This window comes from Paenibacillus sp. FSL E2-8871, from assembly GCF_038000345.1.
In the GTDB taxonomy this organism is placed as follows: Bacteria; Bacillota; Bacilli; order Paenibacillales; family Paenibacillaceae; genus Paenibacillus_AQ.
This window is the reverse complement of record NZ_JBBOBV010000001.1, coordinates 2,118,418-2,137,990: the sequence shown is the minus strand read 5'-3', so window position 1 is coordinate 2,137,990 and position 19,573 is coordinate 2,118,418. Positions and strand designations below refer to the sequence as shown.

General features: G+C 40.7%; 16 protein-coding genes. 10 read left to right on the top strand and 6 right to left on the bottom strand.

Annotated elements, in window-relative coordinates:
* The 3 genes from NYE25_RS09910 to NYE25_RS09900 all read left to right on the top strand — a co-directional run bounded on the left by NYE25_RS09910 (position 1) and on the right by NYE25_RS09900 (position 2,890).
* Complete coding sequence (locus NYE25_RS09910; RefSeq protein WP_341053026.1) at positions 1-1,209, top strand: MFS transporter; 1,209 nt, start codon at positions 1-3, stop codon at positions 1,207-1,209.
* Between the two features lie 346 nt (positions 1,210-1,555).
* Positions 1,556-2,161, top strand: a complete 606-nt coding sequence (locus NYE25_RS09905; protein WP_179085852.1) for a YkoP family protein — start codon at positions 1,556-1,558, stop codon at positions 2,159-2,161.
* Between the two features lie 78 nt (positions 2,162-2,239).
* Complete coding sequence (locus tag NYE25_RS09900) at positions 2,240-2,890, top strand: polysaccharide deacetylase family protein (protein ID WP_445667173.1); 651 nt, start codon at positions 2,240-2,242, stop codon at positions 2,888-2,890.
* Between the two features lie 21 nt (positions 2,891-2,911).
* Here the strand turns inward: NYE25_RS09900 and NYE25_RS09895 are convergent, their stop codons facing one another.
* Entirely contained in the window at positions 2,912-3,751 is an 840-nt protein-coding gene (locus NYE25_RS09895) for an AraC family transcriptional regulator (RefSeq protein ID WP_341145806.1), read from the bottom strand.
* A 235-nt stretch (positions 3,752-3,986) separates the two neighbouring features.
* On the opposite strand from NYE25_RS09895, the gene NYE25_RS09890 reads away from it, so the two are divergent.
* The gene (locus NYE25_RS09890) at positions 3,987-4,895 is read left to right on the top strand and encodes a chitosanase (RefSeq protein ID WP_341145805.1); all 909 of its coding nucleotides are present in this window, start codon (positions 3,987-3,989) and stop codon (positions 4,893-4,895) included.
* Between the two features lie 88 nt (positions 4,896-4,983).
* Entirely contained in the window at positions 4,984-7,572 is a 2,589-nt protein-coding gene (locus tag NYE25_RS09885) for a metallophosphoesterase (protein WP_445667172.1), read from the top strand.
* Positions 7,573-7,800: 228 nt separating this feature from the next.
* On the opposite strand, the gene sstT is transcribed toward NYE25_RS09885, so the two are convergent.
* Positions 7,801-9,030 carry a serine/threonine transporter SstT gene (gene sstT / locus NYE25_RS09880; protein WP_339265804.1) on the bottom strand — a complete coding sequence of 410 codons (1,230 nt, stop codon included), beginning with the start codon at positions 9,028-9,030 and terminating at the stop codon, positions 7,801-7,803.
* A gap of 234 nt (positions 9,031-9,264) precedes the next feature.
* Positions 9,265-10,614, bottom strand: a complete 1,350-nt coding sequence (locus NYE25_RS09875) for a lytic polysaccharide monooxygenase (RefSeq protein WP_341145803.1) — start codon at positions 10,612-10,614, stop codon at positions 9,265-9,267.
* Positions 10,615-11,262: 648 nt separating this feature from the next.
* Here NYE25_RS09875 and NYE25_RS09870 point away from each other — a divergent pair.
* From NYE25_RS09870 to NYE25_RS09860, 3 genes are read left to right on the top strand one after another with little or no spacing between them, the layout of a single operon-like run.
* Complete coding sequence (locus NYE25_RS09870; RefSeq protein WP_341145802.1) at positions 11,263-12,588, top strand: glycosyltransferase; 1,326 nt, start codon at positions 11,263-11,265, stop codon at positions 12,586-12,588.
* Positions 12,589-12,633: 45 nt separating this feature from the next.
* Entirely contained in the window at positions 12,634-13,734 is a 1,101-nt protein-coding gene (locus NYE25_RS09865) for an acyltransferase (protein WP_341145801.1), read from the top strand.
* Positions 13,735-13,738: 4 nt separating this feature from the next.
* Positions 13,739-14,875 carry a glycoside hydrolase family 18 protein gene (locus NYE25_RS09860; protein ID WP_341147712.1) on the top strand — a complete coding sequence of 379 codons (1,137 nt, stop codon included), beginning with the start codon at positions 13,739-13,741 and terminating at the stop codon, positions 14,873-14,875.
* 195 nt (positions 14,876-15,070) lie between these two features.
* Here NYE25_RS09860 and NYE25_RS09855 read toward each other — a convergent pair whose 3' ends face one another.
* Together NYE25_RS09855 and NYE25_RS09850 are read right to left on the bottom strand one after the other, a co-directional pair.
* The gene (locus tag NYE25_RS09855) at positions 15,071-15,478 is read right to left on the bottom strand and encodes a M23 family metallopeptidase (protein ID WP_341147711.1); all 408 of its coding nucleotides are present in this window, start codon (positions 15,476-15,478) and stop codon (positions 15,071-15,073) included.
* The gene (locus NYE25_RS09850) at positions 15,479-15,964 is read right to left on the bottom strand and encodes a hypothetical protein (protein WP_341145800.1); all 486 of its coding nucleotides are present in this window, start codon (positions 15,962-15,964) and stop codon (positions 15,479-15,481) included.
* Positions 15,965-16,157: 193 nt separating this feature from the next.
* Here NYE25_RS09850 and NYE25_RS09845 point away from each other — a divergent pair, with 193 nt between their 5' ends.
* Positions 16,158-16,532, top strand: coding sequence for a hypothetical protein (locus NYE25_RS09845; RefSeq protein ID WP_339265795.1), 375 nt, complete (start codon positions 16,158-16,160; stop codon positions 16,530-16,532).
* A gap of 173 nt (positions 16,533-16,705) precedes the next feature.
* Positions 16,706-18,346 carry an alkaline phosphatase gene (locus NYE25_RS09840; RefSeq protein ID WP_341145799.1) on the top strand — a complete coding sequence of 547 codons (1,641 nt, stop codon included), beginning with the start codon at positions 16,706-16,708 and terminating at the stop codon, positions 18,344-18,346.
* Between the two features lie 66 nt (positions 18,347-18,412).
* On the opposite strand, the gene NYE25_RS09835 is transcribed toward NYE25_RS09840, so the two are convergent.
* Positions 18,413-19,465, bottom strand: coding sequence for a DUF418 domain-containing protein (locus NYE25_RS09835; RefSeq protein WP_341145798.1), 1,053 nt, complete (start codon positions 19,463-19,465; stop codon positions 18,413-18,415).
* Between the last annotated feature and the right edge of the window lie 108 nt (positions 19,466-19,573).

Genomic DNA, 19,573 nt, shown 5'->3' with positions numbered 1-19,573 from the left:
ATGAATAATTCAATCAATTCTACGGGTGCAACTAGAAATTATACGCTTATGACCATGATTCTTTGTTGGACCGGCCTTGTTGTCATGTCCAGTCTATACGTAACGATTCCGCTAATTACATTGTTTGCACAGCTTTTTGAAATTTCCACGACGAATGCTGCCGCTGCGGGAAGTACTTTTTCGATAGGCTTTGCCATTGGTTGCTTAATCTATGGCGCGCTGTCCGATAAATACGGACGGAAGACAGTTATATTTGCAGGGCTCCTTTTCCTGGCATTGATTTCATTAATTCTGGGAACGGTTCACAGCTTTGCATGGATTTTAGCTTTAAGAGGACTACAGGGAGCAGCAGCAGCAACCTTCTCTCCAGTAGCACTTGCCTATGCGGTTGAGATGTATCCAGCGGAAAAACGGGTAACTACCATTGGTTTTATCAGTACAGGATTTCTGATTGCAGGTATTGTAGGTCAAGTGGCTAGTAGTATGCTCAGTGAGCATTATGGCTGGAACGCAGTTTTTTATATTCTTGCCGTTGTTTATGCGTTGACCGCTATATTAGTGTTTTTCTTCCTTCCCAAAGGAGGTATCCAGCAGGCACATGCTAATATCTGGGAGCCTATTAAGCAAATTGGCAAAGTGTTTGTTCAAAAACAATTGGTGTTATGTTATCTAGTGGCATTCGTTCTGCTTATGTCTTTTGTAAGCATGTATACAGTACTGGGTAACTATCTAAGCTCAGCTCCATTTGAGCTAAGCAAGCAAGAAATTCTTTCTGTCCGTTTTGTCGGCATATTAGGTATGCTCGTTTCTCCATTCGCGGGAAGAATATCCAAGCGTGTCGGCGTAGGTATAACGCTTCGCGGTGGATTGCTGCTAGCGATCATTGGTTTGGGGTCTATGGGGATGATTTCTAATCTGCCACTTCTTATTGTGATGAGCATCCTTTTTGTGGCGGGGATCGCACTAGCCGTTCCTTCACTTGTTTCGCTTGTTGGGCAAGTGGGCGGCAAGATGCGCGGGATAGCTGTATCTGTATATACTTTTATATTGTTTACAGGCACAAGCTTTGGTCCGATTATCTCTCTTCAATTGATGAATCATGCAAGTTATTTAATTACATTTCTTCTATTGGCATGTATTTTGTGCATTGGGTTGATAGCAGCATGTCTTATTCATCATGAGGAAGCAGGGGAGTTAAACAGCCAGTAAATTTGTGATCAATAAACAAAAGACGATGAAATGACATCATAACGATTGTTTATTCAAGGTAACTTCTTTTGAAGTTACCTTTTTACTTTGAAGTCACGTGGCCCGTAATGTGGTCTGGAGAAGCTTATGTCCTAATGAAAATAGTTGTATAAAAATTTGATATACGCGCAGAGAAATTCCGGTGAATAGCGTCAAATAGAAGTGGACGTTAAAAAGATTTAATTTGGTTCATTATGTTCCTTGTTGCAGTCGAACAGTTCTTAAGCTTTTTGTAAGAATCGGATAAGAAAAAAGAAAGTTCTGTTATGTACAATGTATGAAATGAGAGACTATAACTGTATTAAGGATGGTGGATGAGTTGGGTTTCAAAATACGTAAAACCACAGTGCAATCCGTCTGGATGATGTGGGAAAAAGCTTTTGCGTTGCTTTCACATTTTCGCGGATCGCATAAGTCGAGTTTTGGTATATGTACCGTGATGCTAAAAAAACACCGGGGGCAGCCAATTGTATGCCAGGACGCCACGGTCATCAACCAGGGGGAGTGGGTGGGAGAGCTCCACCTCGATAATGGAAGCATCCTGAAGTTGATCCAGTCCGAAGGATCGGATCGTGCTGCACTCCAAACGGCTCGCATGCTGCGTAAATCAATGCAGCAAATCAATGAAGCCTTCGAATCGCAGTCCGAGTTCAGGCAGGTCAAGGCTTTATTGGGTATTACACTGCTACATCGGGGATTAACACACGGTCTTGGTTTTGAACAGCAAAATATAAAGTCCGGTGTTTTTGAACGCATCACCACCATTTATCTTCGATTGCTGCTGTCTGCTATGCATCCGGAAGGGAGACACAGAATCAGTCGGCGAACCGAACAACTGGTCCCGATGTTACTGATTCATTCACGGGCCTCACTGAAAAATAGGTTCTCACCCGGACAGAACTACTCTGGATAAGTCTTAAGCTTGTTATATGGAGGTGTAATTATTCTTACATATCTAATAGGAGGAATACTATGTACCGCCACTCTTTACATGTTTATTCCGAGTTTGATTACGCGAGTGAGCGGCTTTGGTGTCTTTCGCAAAGGAACGGTAAAAAAACAGGTGGCATTCACTTTTGACGATGGGCCACATCCGAAATATACGCCGATATTGCTGGATTTATTGAAGTTGCATCAAGTGAAGGCTACTTTTTTCGTGCTAGGATCGCGAGCGGAGCAGTATCCAGACCTGATCAGAAGAATGGATCGGGAAGGCCATCAGATTGGCATCCATAATTATTGTCATACCTCTAACTGGCTGATGCTGCCCCGTACTATTAGGCGAGAACATCTGGACCGCTCCGCTGATATTATAGAGTCTATTGTCGGGACTAGGCCCGATCATTACCGTCCACCCTGGGGATTAATCAATCTATTTGATTTCTTTCGATACAAACAGTATCGAATTGTTCTGTGGTCGCTGAAGGCAGGCGACTGGAACACCCGGGTCTGTCAAACCCGGATGCAGGCCACTCTGTTAGGTGGAATCACCGATGGCTCCGTTGTCTTACTTCACGACAGCGGTGAGACTGTGGGCGCGGACCGGCATGCTCCTTATTTTATGCTGCAAGCTTTAGAAGAAGTGCTAAACCAACTGCAGGCAAGAAACCTGCAATTTGTTCGCCTTGACGAAATGTCTTGACGTATTCCAGTGTTTTTGCTGTTAAGTCTTAAATTGCTTGCGGAAGCAGAGCGGCGAGATACCCATCATTAATTTGAAGGTTCGTCCAAAATGGGAGGTGTTATCAAACCCAACCATACCTGCAATTTCAGTAACATTAAAAGAAGAGCCAACCAGCAAATCACGCGCTTCTTTAATGCGGATGTTATTGATATATTCAATGAAGCTGAACCCGGTAGCTTCTTTAAAAGTTCGGCATAAGTAGGAAGAGCTTATGTCGAATTTCTGTGAAATCTCACAGAGCTTAAGCGGTTCCATATAATGTTGATTTACATAATTAACGATGTCCAGGACTTTCTTATGTGTACGATTGGATTCCACCAATGGGGCTACACGGCTGTCAAATAGTTTACGATTAAGATAGAGAAGCAACTCCACCAATATTATTTGTTGGTACTGTTCATATCCGCGAGCTTGCTTCTTTCCCTCCTGGATCATCTTCTGAAAAAGCTGTTCGATGAAATACTGGTCCTTCCCGGTCATCTTCAAAGCGCGGTAATCACTTTTGAATAACTCGAGCAGTTCCTCACATTGACCGCCGGTGCAGAATTGCTGCAGGAATTCTTTTTTAAACAGCAGTGTAACCCGTTCATACATATTGCATCCAGAATTGACCAGTTTGTGCATTTCATGAATATCCATAAATAGCAACGTACCGCCCGCAACCTGATAGGTTCTGTCCCCTATAAAATAATAAAAATCCCCGGATATTAAATACAGAATCTCATATGCATCATGATAGTGTCTTGAAGGCATGCTGGTGTATACCTGTTTCTTGCGGCTGATCTCAAAAAGAGTAGACTCATAAAATACCGGTTTCATTCAGCACCTCCTAAGAGGATTGTAGACTTAATCTAGGGGTTGTAGCAATATATGTATAAAAATTAATAATTACAAGAAAATACGTGCTGTTTGGACAAACTTTTTGAGATAAGCTTAAATTGAATTACCAAGTGTTGGAAAAAGGAGGGCTGTCATGCTCAGATAGGTTGGGGATAAGGTTCGCTGCCACTCAAAGTTAAAGCGCTTAAACTATTTAATCAAAGGAGAGATTGCGGTGCTTAATTCAACGAATAGTAAGGTTTCCAAGAAGATGAAATTTTCATTGTTGCTCCTGCTCAGTTTTTCAATGATTTTTTCTTATGGCTATCTGTCCAGTGCATCTCAACAGAAAAGTTATGCGGCAGGGAACCCTGATTCTAATTTCTCACCGGCAACACTTCAATTCTTGCGCGACAACACAGGTCTGGATGGTGAGCAGTGGAACAATATTATGATGCTTGTCAACAAACCGGAGCAGGACGATCTGAACTGGATCAATTTTTACGGATATTGTGAAGATATTGATGATGACCGCGGGTATACGATTGGAATATTCGGTGCGACTACAGGTGGCTCAAATGATACCGGTCCCGACGGTCCGGATCTGTTCAAGGCATATGATGCTGCCAAAGGCGCGAGTAATCCTTCGGTTAAAGGCGCATTGGCCCGGATCGGTGTCAAGGGTTCGATGAAAGGGAAGATCCTCGAAATCAATGAAAGCGAAGAGAGCTTCTGCAGAAAAATCGGCAATTTGCAAAATGATCCCGAGTGGAGAGAGGCTATGTGGAAAACGTTCTACAATATCTACATTAAATACAGTGTGGAGCAGGCCCGCAATCGCGGCTTTAACTCGGCATTAACTATTGGTTCCTTTGTGGATGCAGCGCTGAACCATGGAGCTACTGGCGGCTCCGAGACTCTTCAAGGGCTTTTGGGTAAATCAGGAAGCAGCACAGATGAGAAGACTTTCATGACCAAATTTTATAAAGAACGGACCAAGATTGTGGATACTAATGAGTACAACTCTCCGCCTAACGGCAAGAACCGTGTGAAGCAGTGGAGCAATTTGCTCAACATGGGAGAGACAGACCTGAAGGGTGCAGATTCGGCAGTCCTTCAAGTCACCGACTGGGAACTCCAATAACAGGAAAGCGAGAGTAGACAAAACCGCCGTTCTTCTTGGAGACGGCGGTTCGATGATAAGTGAGATTAATGAAGAGGGAGATGGTCGAATGGATAACCACCAATCTTATCTCAAAAACAGATTTCCAAAGGTAATCAGTCTAATGGTTATAGGTTTGCTGCTTGCCATGGAGTTGACCGGTTTTGTTTCAGCAGGAAGGGAGGGAAATGAGGAAGATCTTGCAAGTGAAGTTACTGCAGCTCAGGAAACGATTGCCCAGTGGATTTTTAAAGACAAAGGCGAGAACGGGGTATTTCCGGCTACAGGCGGGGTATATCAAACGGCTTCATCCATTCGTGATGTAGGAACAAATACGGATGCATACACCTATGAGCCCAGTGAGAACAGCATTCGCAACCAGGGCTGGCATGAAGGAACGGGCACTAAATACTGGCTTGCCACGCTTTCTACCCAAGGCTTCGAAGGTATCTTCCTCTCTTCACAGCAAACTTCTTCAAGTACAGGGCCTAGGGATTTTAAGGTGCAATACAGTATAGATCAGCAGGAATGGACAGATGTTGCGGGCGGCAACCTTGTTCTAGCCCAGAACAATTTTAATTGTTCCAATAATTCCTGCAAATTAACGAACCTCGTTTTGCCTGCGGGAACTAACAATCAAGATGTACTCTATATCCGCTGGGTGGTTAACTCTACGAAAAGCGTGAGCGGGGGAACAGTGTCCAGCTCAGGCTCAAGTAGAATCAAAGATGTAGTAATTAAAGGAACACGTAGCAACGGCGAACCTGGGGACACTCCCACACTTGAGGTAAGCAAAACTCCCGCTTCAGGGGCTGCAGATGTTTCCCTTAATGCAGAGATCACTGTGAAGTTTAATAAAGCCATCAGTCTCGATAGTGGTTATCAAGTTGAAATCACAGAAAACAATGTTCCTCTTAACAACATCTCTGCCTCGCTTCTCGGTCAAGACTCGGTCAAAGTTAGCCACCCCAATTTTACTGCCGGCAAAACTTACAAGGTGACCATCCCTAAAGAGCTTGTTAAGGGGGCTACGGATGGCCGGACACCGGAGAACGATATTACCTGGAGCTTTAAGACGAAGTCACCGGATACCGGCAACAAAACACCAACACTGCTGAACATGACTTTTAATGGGGACCCAAAGACAAGTATCGCCTTTGACTGGTATACAGCCGAAACCGTCAGAGGTACAGTAGTGCAAGTGGTGGAGGCCTCCAATGCGGGAGGAAGCGAGTTCCCGGAACAACTTGCAACCTCTTATGAGGGTAGCTCAACAGTTATTGAAACCTTAATGACATCAGGAGACAGAAGTTCCAAAAAGTATAAAAAGTTCGCTAGTCACAAGGTTATTACAAGCGGTCTCAATCCTGGAACTAAGTATATATACCGGGCCGGTAACGGTGATGCGGACGGCTGGAGCGAGGCGGGTTCTTTCACCACGGACAAGGCGGATAATCAGGATTTCCATTTCCTCTACGTGACCGATACCCAAGGCTCAAGTAAATCGAATTTCGATCTGTGGCAGGATACTTTTAAGAGAGCGATTGAGAAAACGGTAGATCCCAAGTTTGTTCTTCTTACAGGGGATCTAACGGATGATGGTGATCTGGAGCAGCTGTGGCAGTGGTTCTTGGGTGTGCCGAAAAAAGAATTTGCCAATGTGCCATTTGCACCGATTATCGGCAACCATGAGATAGAGGATTATCCGAATAATAACTTCTATAACCATTTTAATCTTCCAAAAGATGTCGGGACGGGTGCTCATGACGGGTCTGTATATGCTTTCGAATACGGCGATGCCCTGTTTATGCAGATCAATTCCCAGTACGAAGGAGAGGTCAAGCCGTACAAAGCAGATATTCAGTTCACGAAGCAATTGGAATGGATGCGGAATCAGGTGGCAAAGACAGATAAAAAGTGGAAATTCGTCTCTATGCATAAGGGAGCTTATTCCTCAGGGGATAATGCTTCGGCAGAAAGCGACCGGGTAGAATTTTACCGGAAATATCTGATTCCTGTATTTGATGAGCTGGGTGTGGATATGGTGTTTGAGGGACATGACCATATGTATATGAGGTCTTTTCAAATGCTGAATAACGTTCCGATTAAGAATGTCATTACGGATGAGCAAGGAAATGTGCTGAATCCCAAAGGGACCGTGTATCTAATGGGTAACTCGGCCGCTTCGAAATTCTATGCTATTAATCCAGACGCAGACACTTTTTTTGCAGCAAAAAATGATCAGCCCAACAAGAAAATGTTCGTGGATGTTTCCATTACAAACGATGTGCTGAAATTTACATCCTACACAGCAGTTAAAGATAAACCCCTTGCCGTCTATGATGCTTACAGTATCAAGCGGACTGACGTCAAACCCGGCATTGTCGAAAATCCAAGCGCAGTAAGACAGTCAGGGAACCGTGCAGTTCTTTCGTGGAAAGCACCAACAAATAGCCCTGAGCCGGTGCGAGGTTACCGGATTTATGAGAAAAATGATAAAGTTAGCACAAATTGGAGCGTGTATGTGCCGACGGTAAGCGGTCAGACGAGTTACAGCTATACATTAAACGGCATAGATTCTGCTAAAGCCTACAATTTCGTGATTAAAGCAGTGGGGACAAGAAATAATTCGCTTCCAGCAGAGGTAGGAATGCAATGAATCCTCGAAAAAAAAATTACTAACCGAATGTACCCTGGTTAAAAGACACTAGCTCACGCTAGTGTCTTTTTCCTTCCAAGGGCAGTCTCATAAGGATGCCTCATATTTTAATGCACGCCTAATAATGGATTTCTATTCACCTTGCAAATAGCGTTTTGTTTAATTGTCTAATTTAAGGGGAAACAAATAAGCAGGGGCCTAAGGCCTCCTGCTTATTTAACATTTTCTCTAGACTTTAATGATATATTCCTTGCCTTCCTTACGTTTTTTAGCATATTCAGCTGTTGCTGTAAAAAGTACGTCAGAGGATGAATTAAGTGATGTTTCAAAAGAATCCTGCAAAACACCTATGATGAAACCTACACCAACGACCTGAATCGCAATATCATTCGGAATGCCGAATATGCTACACGCCAGCGGAATGAGTAAAAGCGAACCGCCGGCAACACCCGAGGCACCTGCAGCAGATACAGCGGATAGAATGCTAAGAATAAGCGCCGTACCAAAATCTACTTCAATGCCAAGCGTATGAACAGCTGCGAGAGTTAAGACAGAAATCGTAACCGCTGCACCCGCCATATTAATCGTCGCACCTAATGGAATGGAGACCGAATACGTATCTGTATCCAGCCCCATTTTTTTACATAATCTCATGTTGATAGGAATGTTTGCAGCTGAACTCCGAGTAAAAAATGCGGTAATTCCACTTTCCTTCAGGCAGCTAAAAACAAGTGGATATGGATTTCTGCGAATATACAGGTATACGATCAAAGGATTGACAATAAACGCTATAAATAGCATACATCCAATAAGAACGAGAAGTAAATTTCCGTAATCGAGCAAGGAAGAAAGCCCGTTTGTTGTAATGGTATCAAAAACAAGTCCCATGATTCCTAACGGTGCCAAGCTGATTACCCATTTGACGATTTGTGATAGAGCATCTGAAAAATTAGCAAGCAGGTTTTTTGTACTGTCATGGGCATTTCTTAAAGAAATGCCAAGAAGGATAGCCCAAGTTAGGATGCCGATATAGTTGGCATTCATCAAGGCGTTTACCGGGTTGTCGACAACATTGAACAGTAAGGACTTAAGTACTTCTACAATCCCATCAGGTGGAGTCAGATCTTCAGCACCCTTTACAAGTGATAAACTTACCGGAAATATAAAACTTGCAATAACTGCTGTCAGCCCCGCCAAAAAAGTACTTAAACCATAGAGGGCAAGAATCGATTTCATATTCGTTTGATGGCCTTTTTTATGTTTAGAGATGGCAGTCATTACTAGGAGCAAGACCAATAAGGGCGCAACCGCCTTTAATGAGAATACAAATAAGGAACCGAAAATGGTGATCCCTGTTGCATTAGGAATCGATAAAGCCAAGATAATCCCCACTATAATCCCCATAAGTATTTGTTTTACCAGGCTTAATTGGTTCCATTTGAGTATAAATGTTTTCATGTATTCCCTCCGGTTTCAATATGGAAATATTACTAAGCCCAGCCAGCAGTTGTAATGAGATAAGTTAATATTTAACGTTAGTTTATCATGAAAATTGTCGGCCGTGTACGAGTGCCAAAAATTGTGAAAAGGTAATTGAACGATATGATCGAAACAGTGAAAAACCACGAAATACAGTTTCACTGTATCTCGTGGTTTTTTAAGATTTAGGTATTTAATGTTTTTATTACAACATTACTTTAACAACCATAGCGCCGGGGAATTAGCAGGCTCCCAACCGGTTAACGATGTATGGGCTTGACGACATTCATACACAGAACCATTATAGGTTACCAATGTACCGACTGTGTAAGGGGTATTGGGTGCCCAAGCTGGGGCTGTAGACGCTGTAGCGGTTGTGCCATTGATGGTGCTGGCCACTGATTGATTGCCTGCGGCGTCGAAGGCATGTACATTGAACGTATATGTTGCACCGGCGCTAAGACCTGTTACCGTATAATCCGTTGTGGAGCCAGGTACAGTGGTGATTAATGTCGTTCCTCTATAAATACGGTAGCCTGTAACACCAACATTATCCGTTGACGGATTCCACATTAACTGAATACTGGAGGATGTTGGTGTCCCCATAACATGTAAGCCGCCGGGGGCTGTGGGTGCTTCCGTATCATTACCGACAGGTGCATTAGTAGTAACACTGACGGAATTGCTTCCATTTGAGACATTTCCAGCAGCGTCTTTTGCCTTGACACTAAAGGTATAGGCAGTATTCGCGGTTAATCCAGATACGGTGTAATTTAATGTAGTGCCGGATACGGTTGCAACCAATGAAGTTCCGTTAAATACTTGGTACCCTGTTACACCGGTATTATCCCTGGATGCGTTCCAGGCCAATGAAACGCTGGTGGATGTTTTTTCAGTTGCCGTCAAAGCTGTTGGTGCGGAAGGAGCTTGGGTATCGACAGGGTTGCTTCCGCTAAAGTTGACATCAATGACATTATAGAAGGCGTTCGGAGTATCTGCGACTTCCCACACAGCCAAGATGACGTGGTATCCACTACGTTCCGGAACGTTAAACGTGTCTGAGTAAGTGAAGGGTGGCTGTACACCTCCATAGTTCACCGAATAGAAAGGAGTAAGGTCGAATGAGTCCCGAGTAAGAGCGGCGTTAGGATTCCAGTCGGGCTTTGTAATATAGTATTTCCAGCTGGCCGTCGAATGAGCGGCAGTCAATTTCCAAGTGAATGTATTTTGTCCGGCAGAGATGTTGACTTTAGACCAGCGTGTAGCCGATTGTTCATCAAGCTTGGGAAAAGCTCCGTTAGCGCTTGCAATCTTCCCGTCTGCTGGCCCTGCAGCAGGGAACCCCTTAGGTGCCTCTAGACTTTGGGGCTCATAAACAATCGGGCCACAATCTGTATTTTGTCCTGATTTACAGAGTGCAGCCCGGCTAGCAGGTCCTTCAACATAACCGTGAGAAAAGGATCTTTCCGGGAATAACATTACAACCAATGAAAAAATCAAGATCATACTCCCATAAGCTAACAACTTTACCCTAGGTGAATGAGAAATACGGATAGATGACATTTTACTCCTCCTTTTTATATAAAAATATGCACTGCGAACAAATGATGCATTCAGTCCCGAACGTTTTGTCTCAATTACAACTCCTTTCTTTGTTGAACGTATTTATATAAACTCATAAAGAGCTCATATATCGACATGAAAGGTAAGAGAAAAAGGTGCGTAGGGCTAAATTCATTGAATGATAACAATTTTTGTAACACCATAGTGATTATATGCAAATAAATGGTATTTGTCTACCAAATTTAGAAAGAATATGCTATTTTTTAGCATGAAAATTCTCCCTCGGAACACGATCTATATTCCCCTTATCGTTCCATATAATTCTTGGAATTTGAAAGATTCATTTAGAATGATTAAACGACAAAATATATTATTTTCTTAATTTCTCTCTCTTTCTTTTTTTTTTTTTTTTTTTGTGATGAAAAATGAAAAATACTGTATGTAAAATAAAGCGGTAAATTATATATTATTCAGAAAATTACAATAACAACGCTTTCAAAGGTTGCTATTTTTGGTTTTATTTACTATTATTAGTTGGAATTACTTACAAAGGATGTAAGTAATTGATATTAGTGTGGGATTAACTGTCTGGAGAACAGTTCAATTCATAGAATTATAAGCTTTAAATAGATAAAAAGGAGTGAGGAGATGCAATACTTTTTTTATTTGTCAACCTTCATTTTTATTGGGTTTCAAATTCTTTACACAGTCATCCCTTTATTTTTCAGTAAAGTTAAGAAATTGAACAACGATTGTGCTGAAAAATCGATCTCCGTTTTAGTTCCTGCTTATAACGAGGAGCTCACCATTAAGAATTGCATAGATGCAATGGAGGGCCTAAATTACAGTAACTATGAAGTCATTATTATTAATGATGGTTCGAAGGATCAGACGTTTCAAAAATTAAATGAGCTTTTGGACTTATCAATAAGTGACAGAGAAGCAGAGGGCAAGCTTACATACGGCGCTATTAAAGGGATTTATCATTCGGAGAAATATGAAAAAATATTTGTAATTGATAAATTCAACGGCGGAAAGGCAGATTCTCTCAACGCCGGCATCGATTGTGCGAATTCTGATATTGTTATTACGCTGGATGCGGATAGCATGCTGGAAATAAACTCGCTTAAATATGTAAATCAATATTTTCAAGATGATAAGATCATCGCTTTAGGTGGGACTGTGAAGATCGTACAGGGTGCTGAGAAAAGAAATGGAGTTATCCAAGATAAGTTTACTGGTAAAGGGATTATAAAAAGCCAAGTTATCAGTTACATCCATGGATTTTATGTTAGAAAACTAACACAATCGGTTTTTAATTCAATCGTAGTTATTTCAGGCGCATTTGGTGCCTTTTATAAGAGTATATTGGTGGATGTTAACGGGTTTCGTAGTACTGTAGGAGAAGATATTGATATTACCTTAAAAATTCACGAGTTTATTAAAGCGAATAACTTAAATAAGAAACTCGTATACGCGCCAGAAGCTGTATGTTACACGGAATGTCCAGAAAACTTAAGTAACTTTTATAAACAAAGAATACGCTGGCAAAAAGCTTTTGTAGATTGCATATTAATCTATTGGTCCAAATTATCACGAAAGTTTAGCGTTGGCGTCAGTCTCTTTTTTGCTATAGATGGTTTTATCCTAGGTACATTAACAGGATTTACAAGCGTTTTTTATCTTATACAATCGCTCTTTCTGGGTACCAATTTATTTCAGGCCATTATTCTCTTGTTGTCTGTTATCGTCATTAATGCGCTGCAAATCGGGATTTCTCTCTATTTATGCAAAAAATATGGCAGCAATTATTCAGTTAAAGATTATATTCGGATGTTTGTGTTTAGCCAAGTTGAATTACTAACCTATCGAAATCTGCTGCTTTATATGAATATCGTAGGCACGTTTAAATATTTTGATAATGACGAGGGCTGGGGATTCGTTGAGAGAAAAGGGGTTTCAAGTATCAGCTAGTCTCCTAACTGTAGCTATTAACAAACTACCCATCCGGAGGTACTTATGAATCATATATTGAATGATAAACGAATTATATTTATAGATGTATTACGAATAATGGCCATCGTTGCAGTCATCATTCTGCACTACACTGCAGACTTGCTTACAAGGACAAATGATTTCAATACAACCGCTTGGTGGATTAGCAACTTTTTTAATTCGATATCCAGATTTGCTGTGCCCGTGTTCTTTATGATAAGCGGTGCGATGATCCTTCGAGTGGAAGTGAAATCATATCGGCAGTTTTATATTAAAAAAGTACTTCCTTTAATCATTTCCTTAGTTAGCTGGTCACTCATTTATGCCGTTTACACCCAATATTTCATTCAAAAAAGCAGCATGGGCGTTTATGATTTTTTCATTCATTTTTCGTATGGTTTAATCTTTGATAAGAATTATATACATTTATGGTTTCTATACGCGATTATTGCGATCTATATAACAGTTCCTTTAATTAGTAAACTTGTAAAAGTATGCAGTGAAAAGGATATAAAATATTATCTGCTGATATGGTTCTTGATAAGTGTGGTTTATAAATTCATCTCTGATCTTGTATTCAGATTGACCTCCGAATATATCAATATTCCTATAACCAATATCCCTTTGTTCATGGGTTATTTAGGATATTTTATCCTGGGATATTATCTCTTTAACTATACGATATCGATGAAAGCCAAAAATCTTTTCTTTAATTTAGGCATAATATCCTTTTTTGTAACGCCATTAGCGACCTATTTTTCTTCCTTGTACAGTGGTGTGCTAGATGAAATGTTCTATGGAAACTATTCACTCACGACATTTTTTATGGCTATTGGAACGTTTATCTATTTTAAAGAAAAAGAAACCGCCATTAGCGAGAAGTTAAATTACAAAGTCAAAAAAATAATTAGCTCCATTTCCAAAGCTAGCTTTAGTATCTACTTAATTCACTTGTTGATTGAAATATTGGTATCCAGAAGAGCAGAAATACAAGCTACTCTACTCCAATCTATAGGCAACCTTACTTTTAATGTAATTATTATATTCTTAATCAGCTATTTCACGGTTAAAGTCTTAAATCTAAATAGATACATTACACATGTCTTATTTGGGGGAAGAAGTTAACATGATGAAAATAAGTGTATATACAAAAGTCTTCCTGGCTATATTAGTTATAGGCATGGGAATTTACTATTACAATCTCAATGATTCAGACAAAAAAATAACTTCCGTGTACATACCGTTATGGAAAGACTTTAAAGATCTTAATCTAAAAGACAAAAACATTGATATTGCTATTCTCGCCTTTGCCAAAATTGATAAAACCAATGTATATTTTGATCTGGACCCTGCTAAAAATGAGATCATTAAAGAAAATATAAAGAAACTACAAGGAAATAATAAAAAAACGAGCTTCATCCTTGGTGTTGGCGGCTATAAAGCGGACGGATTCTCCGATGCTTCATTGGATGGAAACCGGTACAACTTTACTGAGAGTATGATCGCAATGGTTAAGGAGTTAGATTTAGATGGGATCGATATAGACTGGGAATATCCAGCCTTTGATTCCTGGAATACGACTAAAGCCCGACCTGAGGATACCAAGAACTTTACTAGTCTAATGAAGGAACTTGATGAAAAATTGGATAGACTCCCGCGTAAAAATAAAAATTACTATTTAACCTTTGCTGCAGGGAATGAAGAGTGGTTCTTCAAAAACGTTGAAGTTAAAAAAGTAGAAAAGTATGTGGATTTCATTAATGTCATGAGCTATGACTTGACTGGAGCTTGGTCAGATACAACAGGGTATAATTCAAATTTATTTATAGATAAGCATAAAAAGAGCAAAACCAGCGTGGATCGCATTATTCATTTATATTTAGATCGTTATGTTGATCCGAACAAGCTTCTCCTAGGTATTCCAGCTTATTCCTACGGATGGGAGAATGTTAAAAGTGATGTGAATAAGGAGGCCTCATTTTTACTGGGTAAACCTATCAATATCGACAAAGTAGATTTAAGCTACAAGACGATAAAAGAAAAATATATGATCCAAGATGGATTTAAACGATACTTTGACGATACAGCGAAGACGGCCTATTTATATGATGGTGATACTTTTATTACGTATGAAGATAAAGAGGCCTTGCAGGCAAAAGTTAAATATATCAAAGATAAAAAACTGGCTGGTGTCATGGTGTGGGAGTATTCTCAAGACTCTGACGACGGCATTGTTAAGTACTTATCTGATAATCTGAATAAGTAGCAAGTGTTAAATAGAAGAGGAATAGTCTGAAGAGGCTTATTCCTCTTTTTTGTGTTTTCTTTCTTTAGCTATCCTAAAGCTGATTTGAAGTCTATGCCCGAAGTCGTCCGCATCTTTGCTGAACATCATCGTTGTTAAAGCTGTCCATTCCTCCTACGGTAACTCCTCCGAAAGACAGCTTCACTCTTCACCAGATCATGGTTCATTGCGCATTGGCGTGACTTCTGTTCCTTTTAACGGCATAGCCTTTGCATTTGTATCTTCAAAGTATAACGGCAGTCCTTCTGCTAGAATAGGCAAAAGGGTTTGGGTTGGGTCTTGGCGCTGATGATGAATATGCAGGTGGGGTTCTGATGTGGAACCACTATTTCCTACATGTCCAAGCACTTCACCGGCATTGACGTGATCTCCAACTGCAACGGTAACACTATCTTGTTTGAGGTGATTAAGTAATAAGTAGGTTCCCGTCGCATCAATTCTGAGATAAACGTGATTTCCTTCCATGGAAATGAAGTATTCGGTACCTGGCACAATATCAGATTCATCGTCAAAAGCTGCAATAACCGTTCCAGATACCGGTGATAGGACCTTTTGCTTCCAAATTCAGTAATCTTCCAGATTAGTACTTCCTGTATTATAGGGTTCCATGACTAAATCATAGGCCCAACGTTCCGAAGGCCAAGTGGCATGAGGCAGATTATTGTCGGTGGAATCACCACCCCAGCCAACAACTGTTTGCTCAGAAAATGGCCATTTAACTGTGACTGAAGGGTGGACGTTGATTATACGTACAGGATATACCAACTGTATAATATTCATGGTCAGGAGGAAATGTGAAGCTAATAAAGTACATAAAACGAGAGGCATCCATTTATCGGAAATTCTTTTCTTCTTGATAATAGAAACTAATATTAAAAAGATATTTAATAATACTCCTACGAAACCTAGCATTGGGATGATAAATTTAAGTGCCATCCATGCATAGACACCAGGTAAGCCGTTAATCAAAAATACGCAGATCCATGACAGTAATGCTGCAGCTAAAATTGTACTACCTAAATACCCGAATGCTTGAATGATTCTTTTCATATTCGCTCCTAACGTATAAGAAAGTATATAGTAGTTAGACGAATATAACTGGAAAATCACTTCGACTGCTATTATGGATAATATCACCGCAGGGAAATCTGGAAAACAAACATTTGTACAACTGTATTTGTCTTGTACCGTTCTTTGATGTTGGTAATAGACTATATCAATCTCAGAGAAGGAGTTGATTTAGTTGGCCAACAGTGATATACGTCTTGCTCTTTGGTCGGGTACTAATTTTACCAATCGCAGGATTCGATTCAGACGTGGAGGAGTTGCGGTTCGTGATCTTGGAGCGTTTCGGTTTAACAACGTTCTCTCGAGTTTCCGTCTCAGAAATGTTGTGCAGAGCTCTGAAGTAACGCTTGTACTATTTTCACGAATTAACTTTCAGGGATCGTTCCGTGTATTCCGTGGCAGCCAAAACGTAGCGAACTTGAATAATTTTAACTTTAACAATGTCACATCTTCGTTTATATTGGTAGGCCGTATCCTTACAAGCTCCGAAATTTCCCAAATTCAAAGCACTGGTAGAGCGCCTCGAGATATCCTCGTAATAAGACAATAATAATGCAAAGGGTGCCCCTAGGGCGCCCTTTTTTTTGCAATTATCAGTAGCAAAGGTCAAGACAAAATATGTACAGAATTTAATATATAACAAGAGAATAGGTGCTGCTCCCGTAAACAATCCTCCTTTAAACTAGAAACGTACTTAACAAAATCTGCTAGAGGAGGATTCAAATGCGCAAAAAGGTTATCGGGAGAATTTGCAGTACAGTTATGGTTTGCAGTCTGCTTGCAGCAGGCAACGGAACGACCTACGCCAGTGGCGCCAATAACTCTGATGCTCCTACAAACAATTCAGTCAAGAACGTGATCCTGTTTATTACGGATGGGATGAGCTTATCCGATGTGAATTTGGCCAGATGGTATCAGGGAGGACAGGCGCTTGCGATGGATAAGTATTTCAGCGGGCTGGTCAGAACCTATTCTACGGATTCACTTACCACAGATTCCGCTGCGGGAGCTACGGCTTATTCCACTGGCCATAAGGTTAAGAGTGAGACGGTATCCATACTGCCCGACCGAATCACTATGCCGTTCGTGGACGCAGTTAAGCCAGAGGACGTGAACAAACCTCTGCTTACGATTATGGATGCAGCGAGAATGGCAGGGAAAAGTACAGGAACGGTATTTACTTGTGAATTAACGGATGCGACGCCGGCTACATTTTTAAGTCATGCCTACACGCGTGACAATGCGCAGTCTATTGCAGAACAGATGGTCTACAGTGGTGTAGATGTTCTTCTCGGGGGTGGGTCCGGGTATTTGGTACCCGGCAAAGAAGACATTAACCGTAAGGACGGAGAAGATTTAACCAAAATCCTGAAATCAAATGGGTATGAATACGTAACGGATAAGACAGGTTTAATGAATTCTAAAACGAATAAAATCTGGGGGTTGTTCAACCCCGAAGCACTGGATGCTGATTTTGACCTGAACCCGCAAAAGCAACCGAGCCTTGCTGAAATGACCAATGTAGCGATAGAGAAGTTGTCACAGAACGAGAATGGTTTTATTCTGATGGTCGAAGCAAGCCAGATTGACTGGTATGGTCATGATAACGATCCAGTGGGGATTATGAGTGAGACATTAGCGTTTGATAAAGCCTTCAAAGCCGCTGTTGACTTTGCAGAAAAAGACGGAAATACCGCAGTCTTGTCCGTTTCGGATCATGCTACTGGCGGGCTCAATATGACGAACTATGATTCCACCAAAGACCTAGTCACCGTATTGAAGAAAGCGAAGCACACCAGTTATTACATTGAAGGCAGTATTAATGAGAGCAATTTTAAAAAGGTCCTTGCGGATAATTATGGACTTAGTGATTTAACTAAAGAAGAAGCGGATCAAGTCAGATTAGGCATGAAAGATAACCTTTCACCGGTCATCGGTAAAATCTTGGGGAATAAGATAGGCGTAACCTTCTCTACGGATGATCACACATCGGAAGAGGTTGGATTGTTCGCCTACCATCCGGCTAATTATAAACCGACCGATTTCGTGAACAGCGGTGTAATCCAGAATACGGATGTGAATAAGTATATTCAAGAAGTGACCGGACTAAAGCTGGCGCAGCTTCAGGATACACTGTACGTATCCAGTGATAAATTCAAGGCCAAAGGAGCTACGATCACCCTAGACAAGACCGATAAGACTAATCCGGTGGTTGTAGTGAAAAAAGCAAGCCAAGTTCTCAAGCTGCCTATAGATAAAAACATCGCCATTCTGGATGGCAAAACAACGAAACTCAATGTACTGACAGTAATGATTAAAGATAAAGTGTGGATTTCACAGGATGCATTAGACTTGATTCTCTAATTATTAGAGTTCATGGCATGATTCTTCGACTAAAAGTTAAAGCGCTCAAACCCGAAAACCCCTTTTTTATGAGGGGTTTTTTGTTGCAGGCTTTGTTCCATAGGTCATCAAGCGCCAAAGCTTTTCTAAGGGTCCCATGGAAAAGAACTTGAACCAGATGGTACTACAAATGATTTGAATCATATAAATCAGAACAGCGATGTAAAGAATATCTTTTGGTGAAACGACTTCGAGACCTATCATTGAAATGATTGCCGTCCCTATAATGCTTTGAGCTACATAATTTGTAAATGCCATTTGACCCACCCGTGATATGGGTGTCAGGAATTTCACCATTTGTTTGTTTTCTAATAGTAGAAATAATGTTGTTAAGTAAAACAAAGTGGTTGGAAGTGATCCTAAGCCCGTAACTGAATCTACATTGCTGCTCCCGCTTTGAGAAGCGTTCCAAATCCATAATGAGAAACCAACGAACAAAAGAAATGATGCCATTTGAATCCATCTAATTGGTTTTGATAATTCTTGTATATGTGTCAGCCAACCTGACTTTGCAGTTAAAAAACCGGCTAAAAACATAATAAAGATTTGCATAGCGTCATTAGAAAAAATATCAAGGATAGATGAGACTGCCCCTTGAGACGGTAAAAATATTTTTACCATCAAGGAAATGATGTAAATGGATGTCATACCCATAAGCCACTTTTTAAGTGTAGAAACCGTTGTGTGATAAAAAGGGATCAGAGACAATCCGATAATGGCGTATACGGGTAGAATGGTTCCCCAAAAGATAAATACATGAATGATTCCCAGCAGCAAGAGGATTAGTAAACGTCTAGCCATACGCCATCTAGGTCGATCTCCCCGGCTTTCGGCTCTTGAGGCGAAAATGTATAGACCTACACCAAATAGGAATGAAAAAATAGAAAAGAACTTTTTTTGTACGAGGATGATTATCAAAGTATGGATGATTCCATTAATGCCACTATAGTCTGGTAAGGGATCTCCTTCAATAATAACTTTAAAGGCTCCAACATTTATCAGCAGAATGCCAAAAAGAGCAAGCCCGCGAATGATGTCGAGTGAAATGATTCTTTCTTTTTGTGAAATCGAGGGATTCATTAATAGTTCTCCTTTGAAAATAGTTTCATTTGCTTAGAAGTCAGTATAAGTGGAGAACCTTACATTAAATTGATGCCAACATTACAGGATCCTTAAATTTGATAAAAT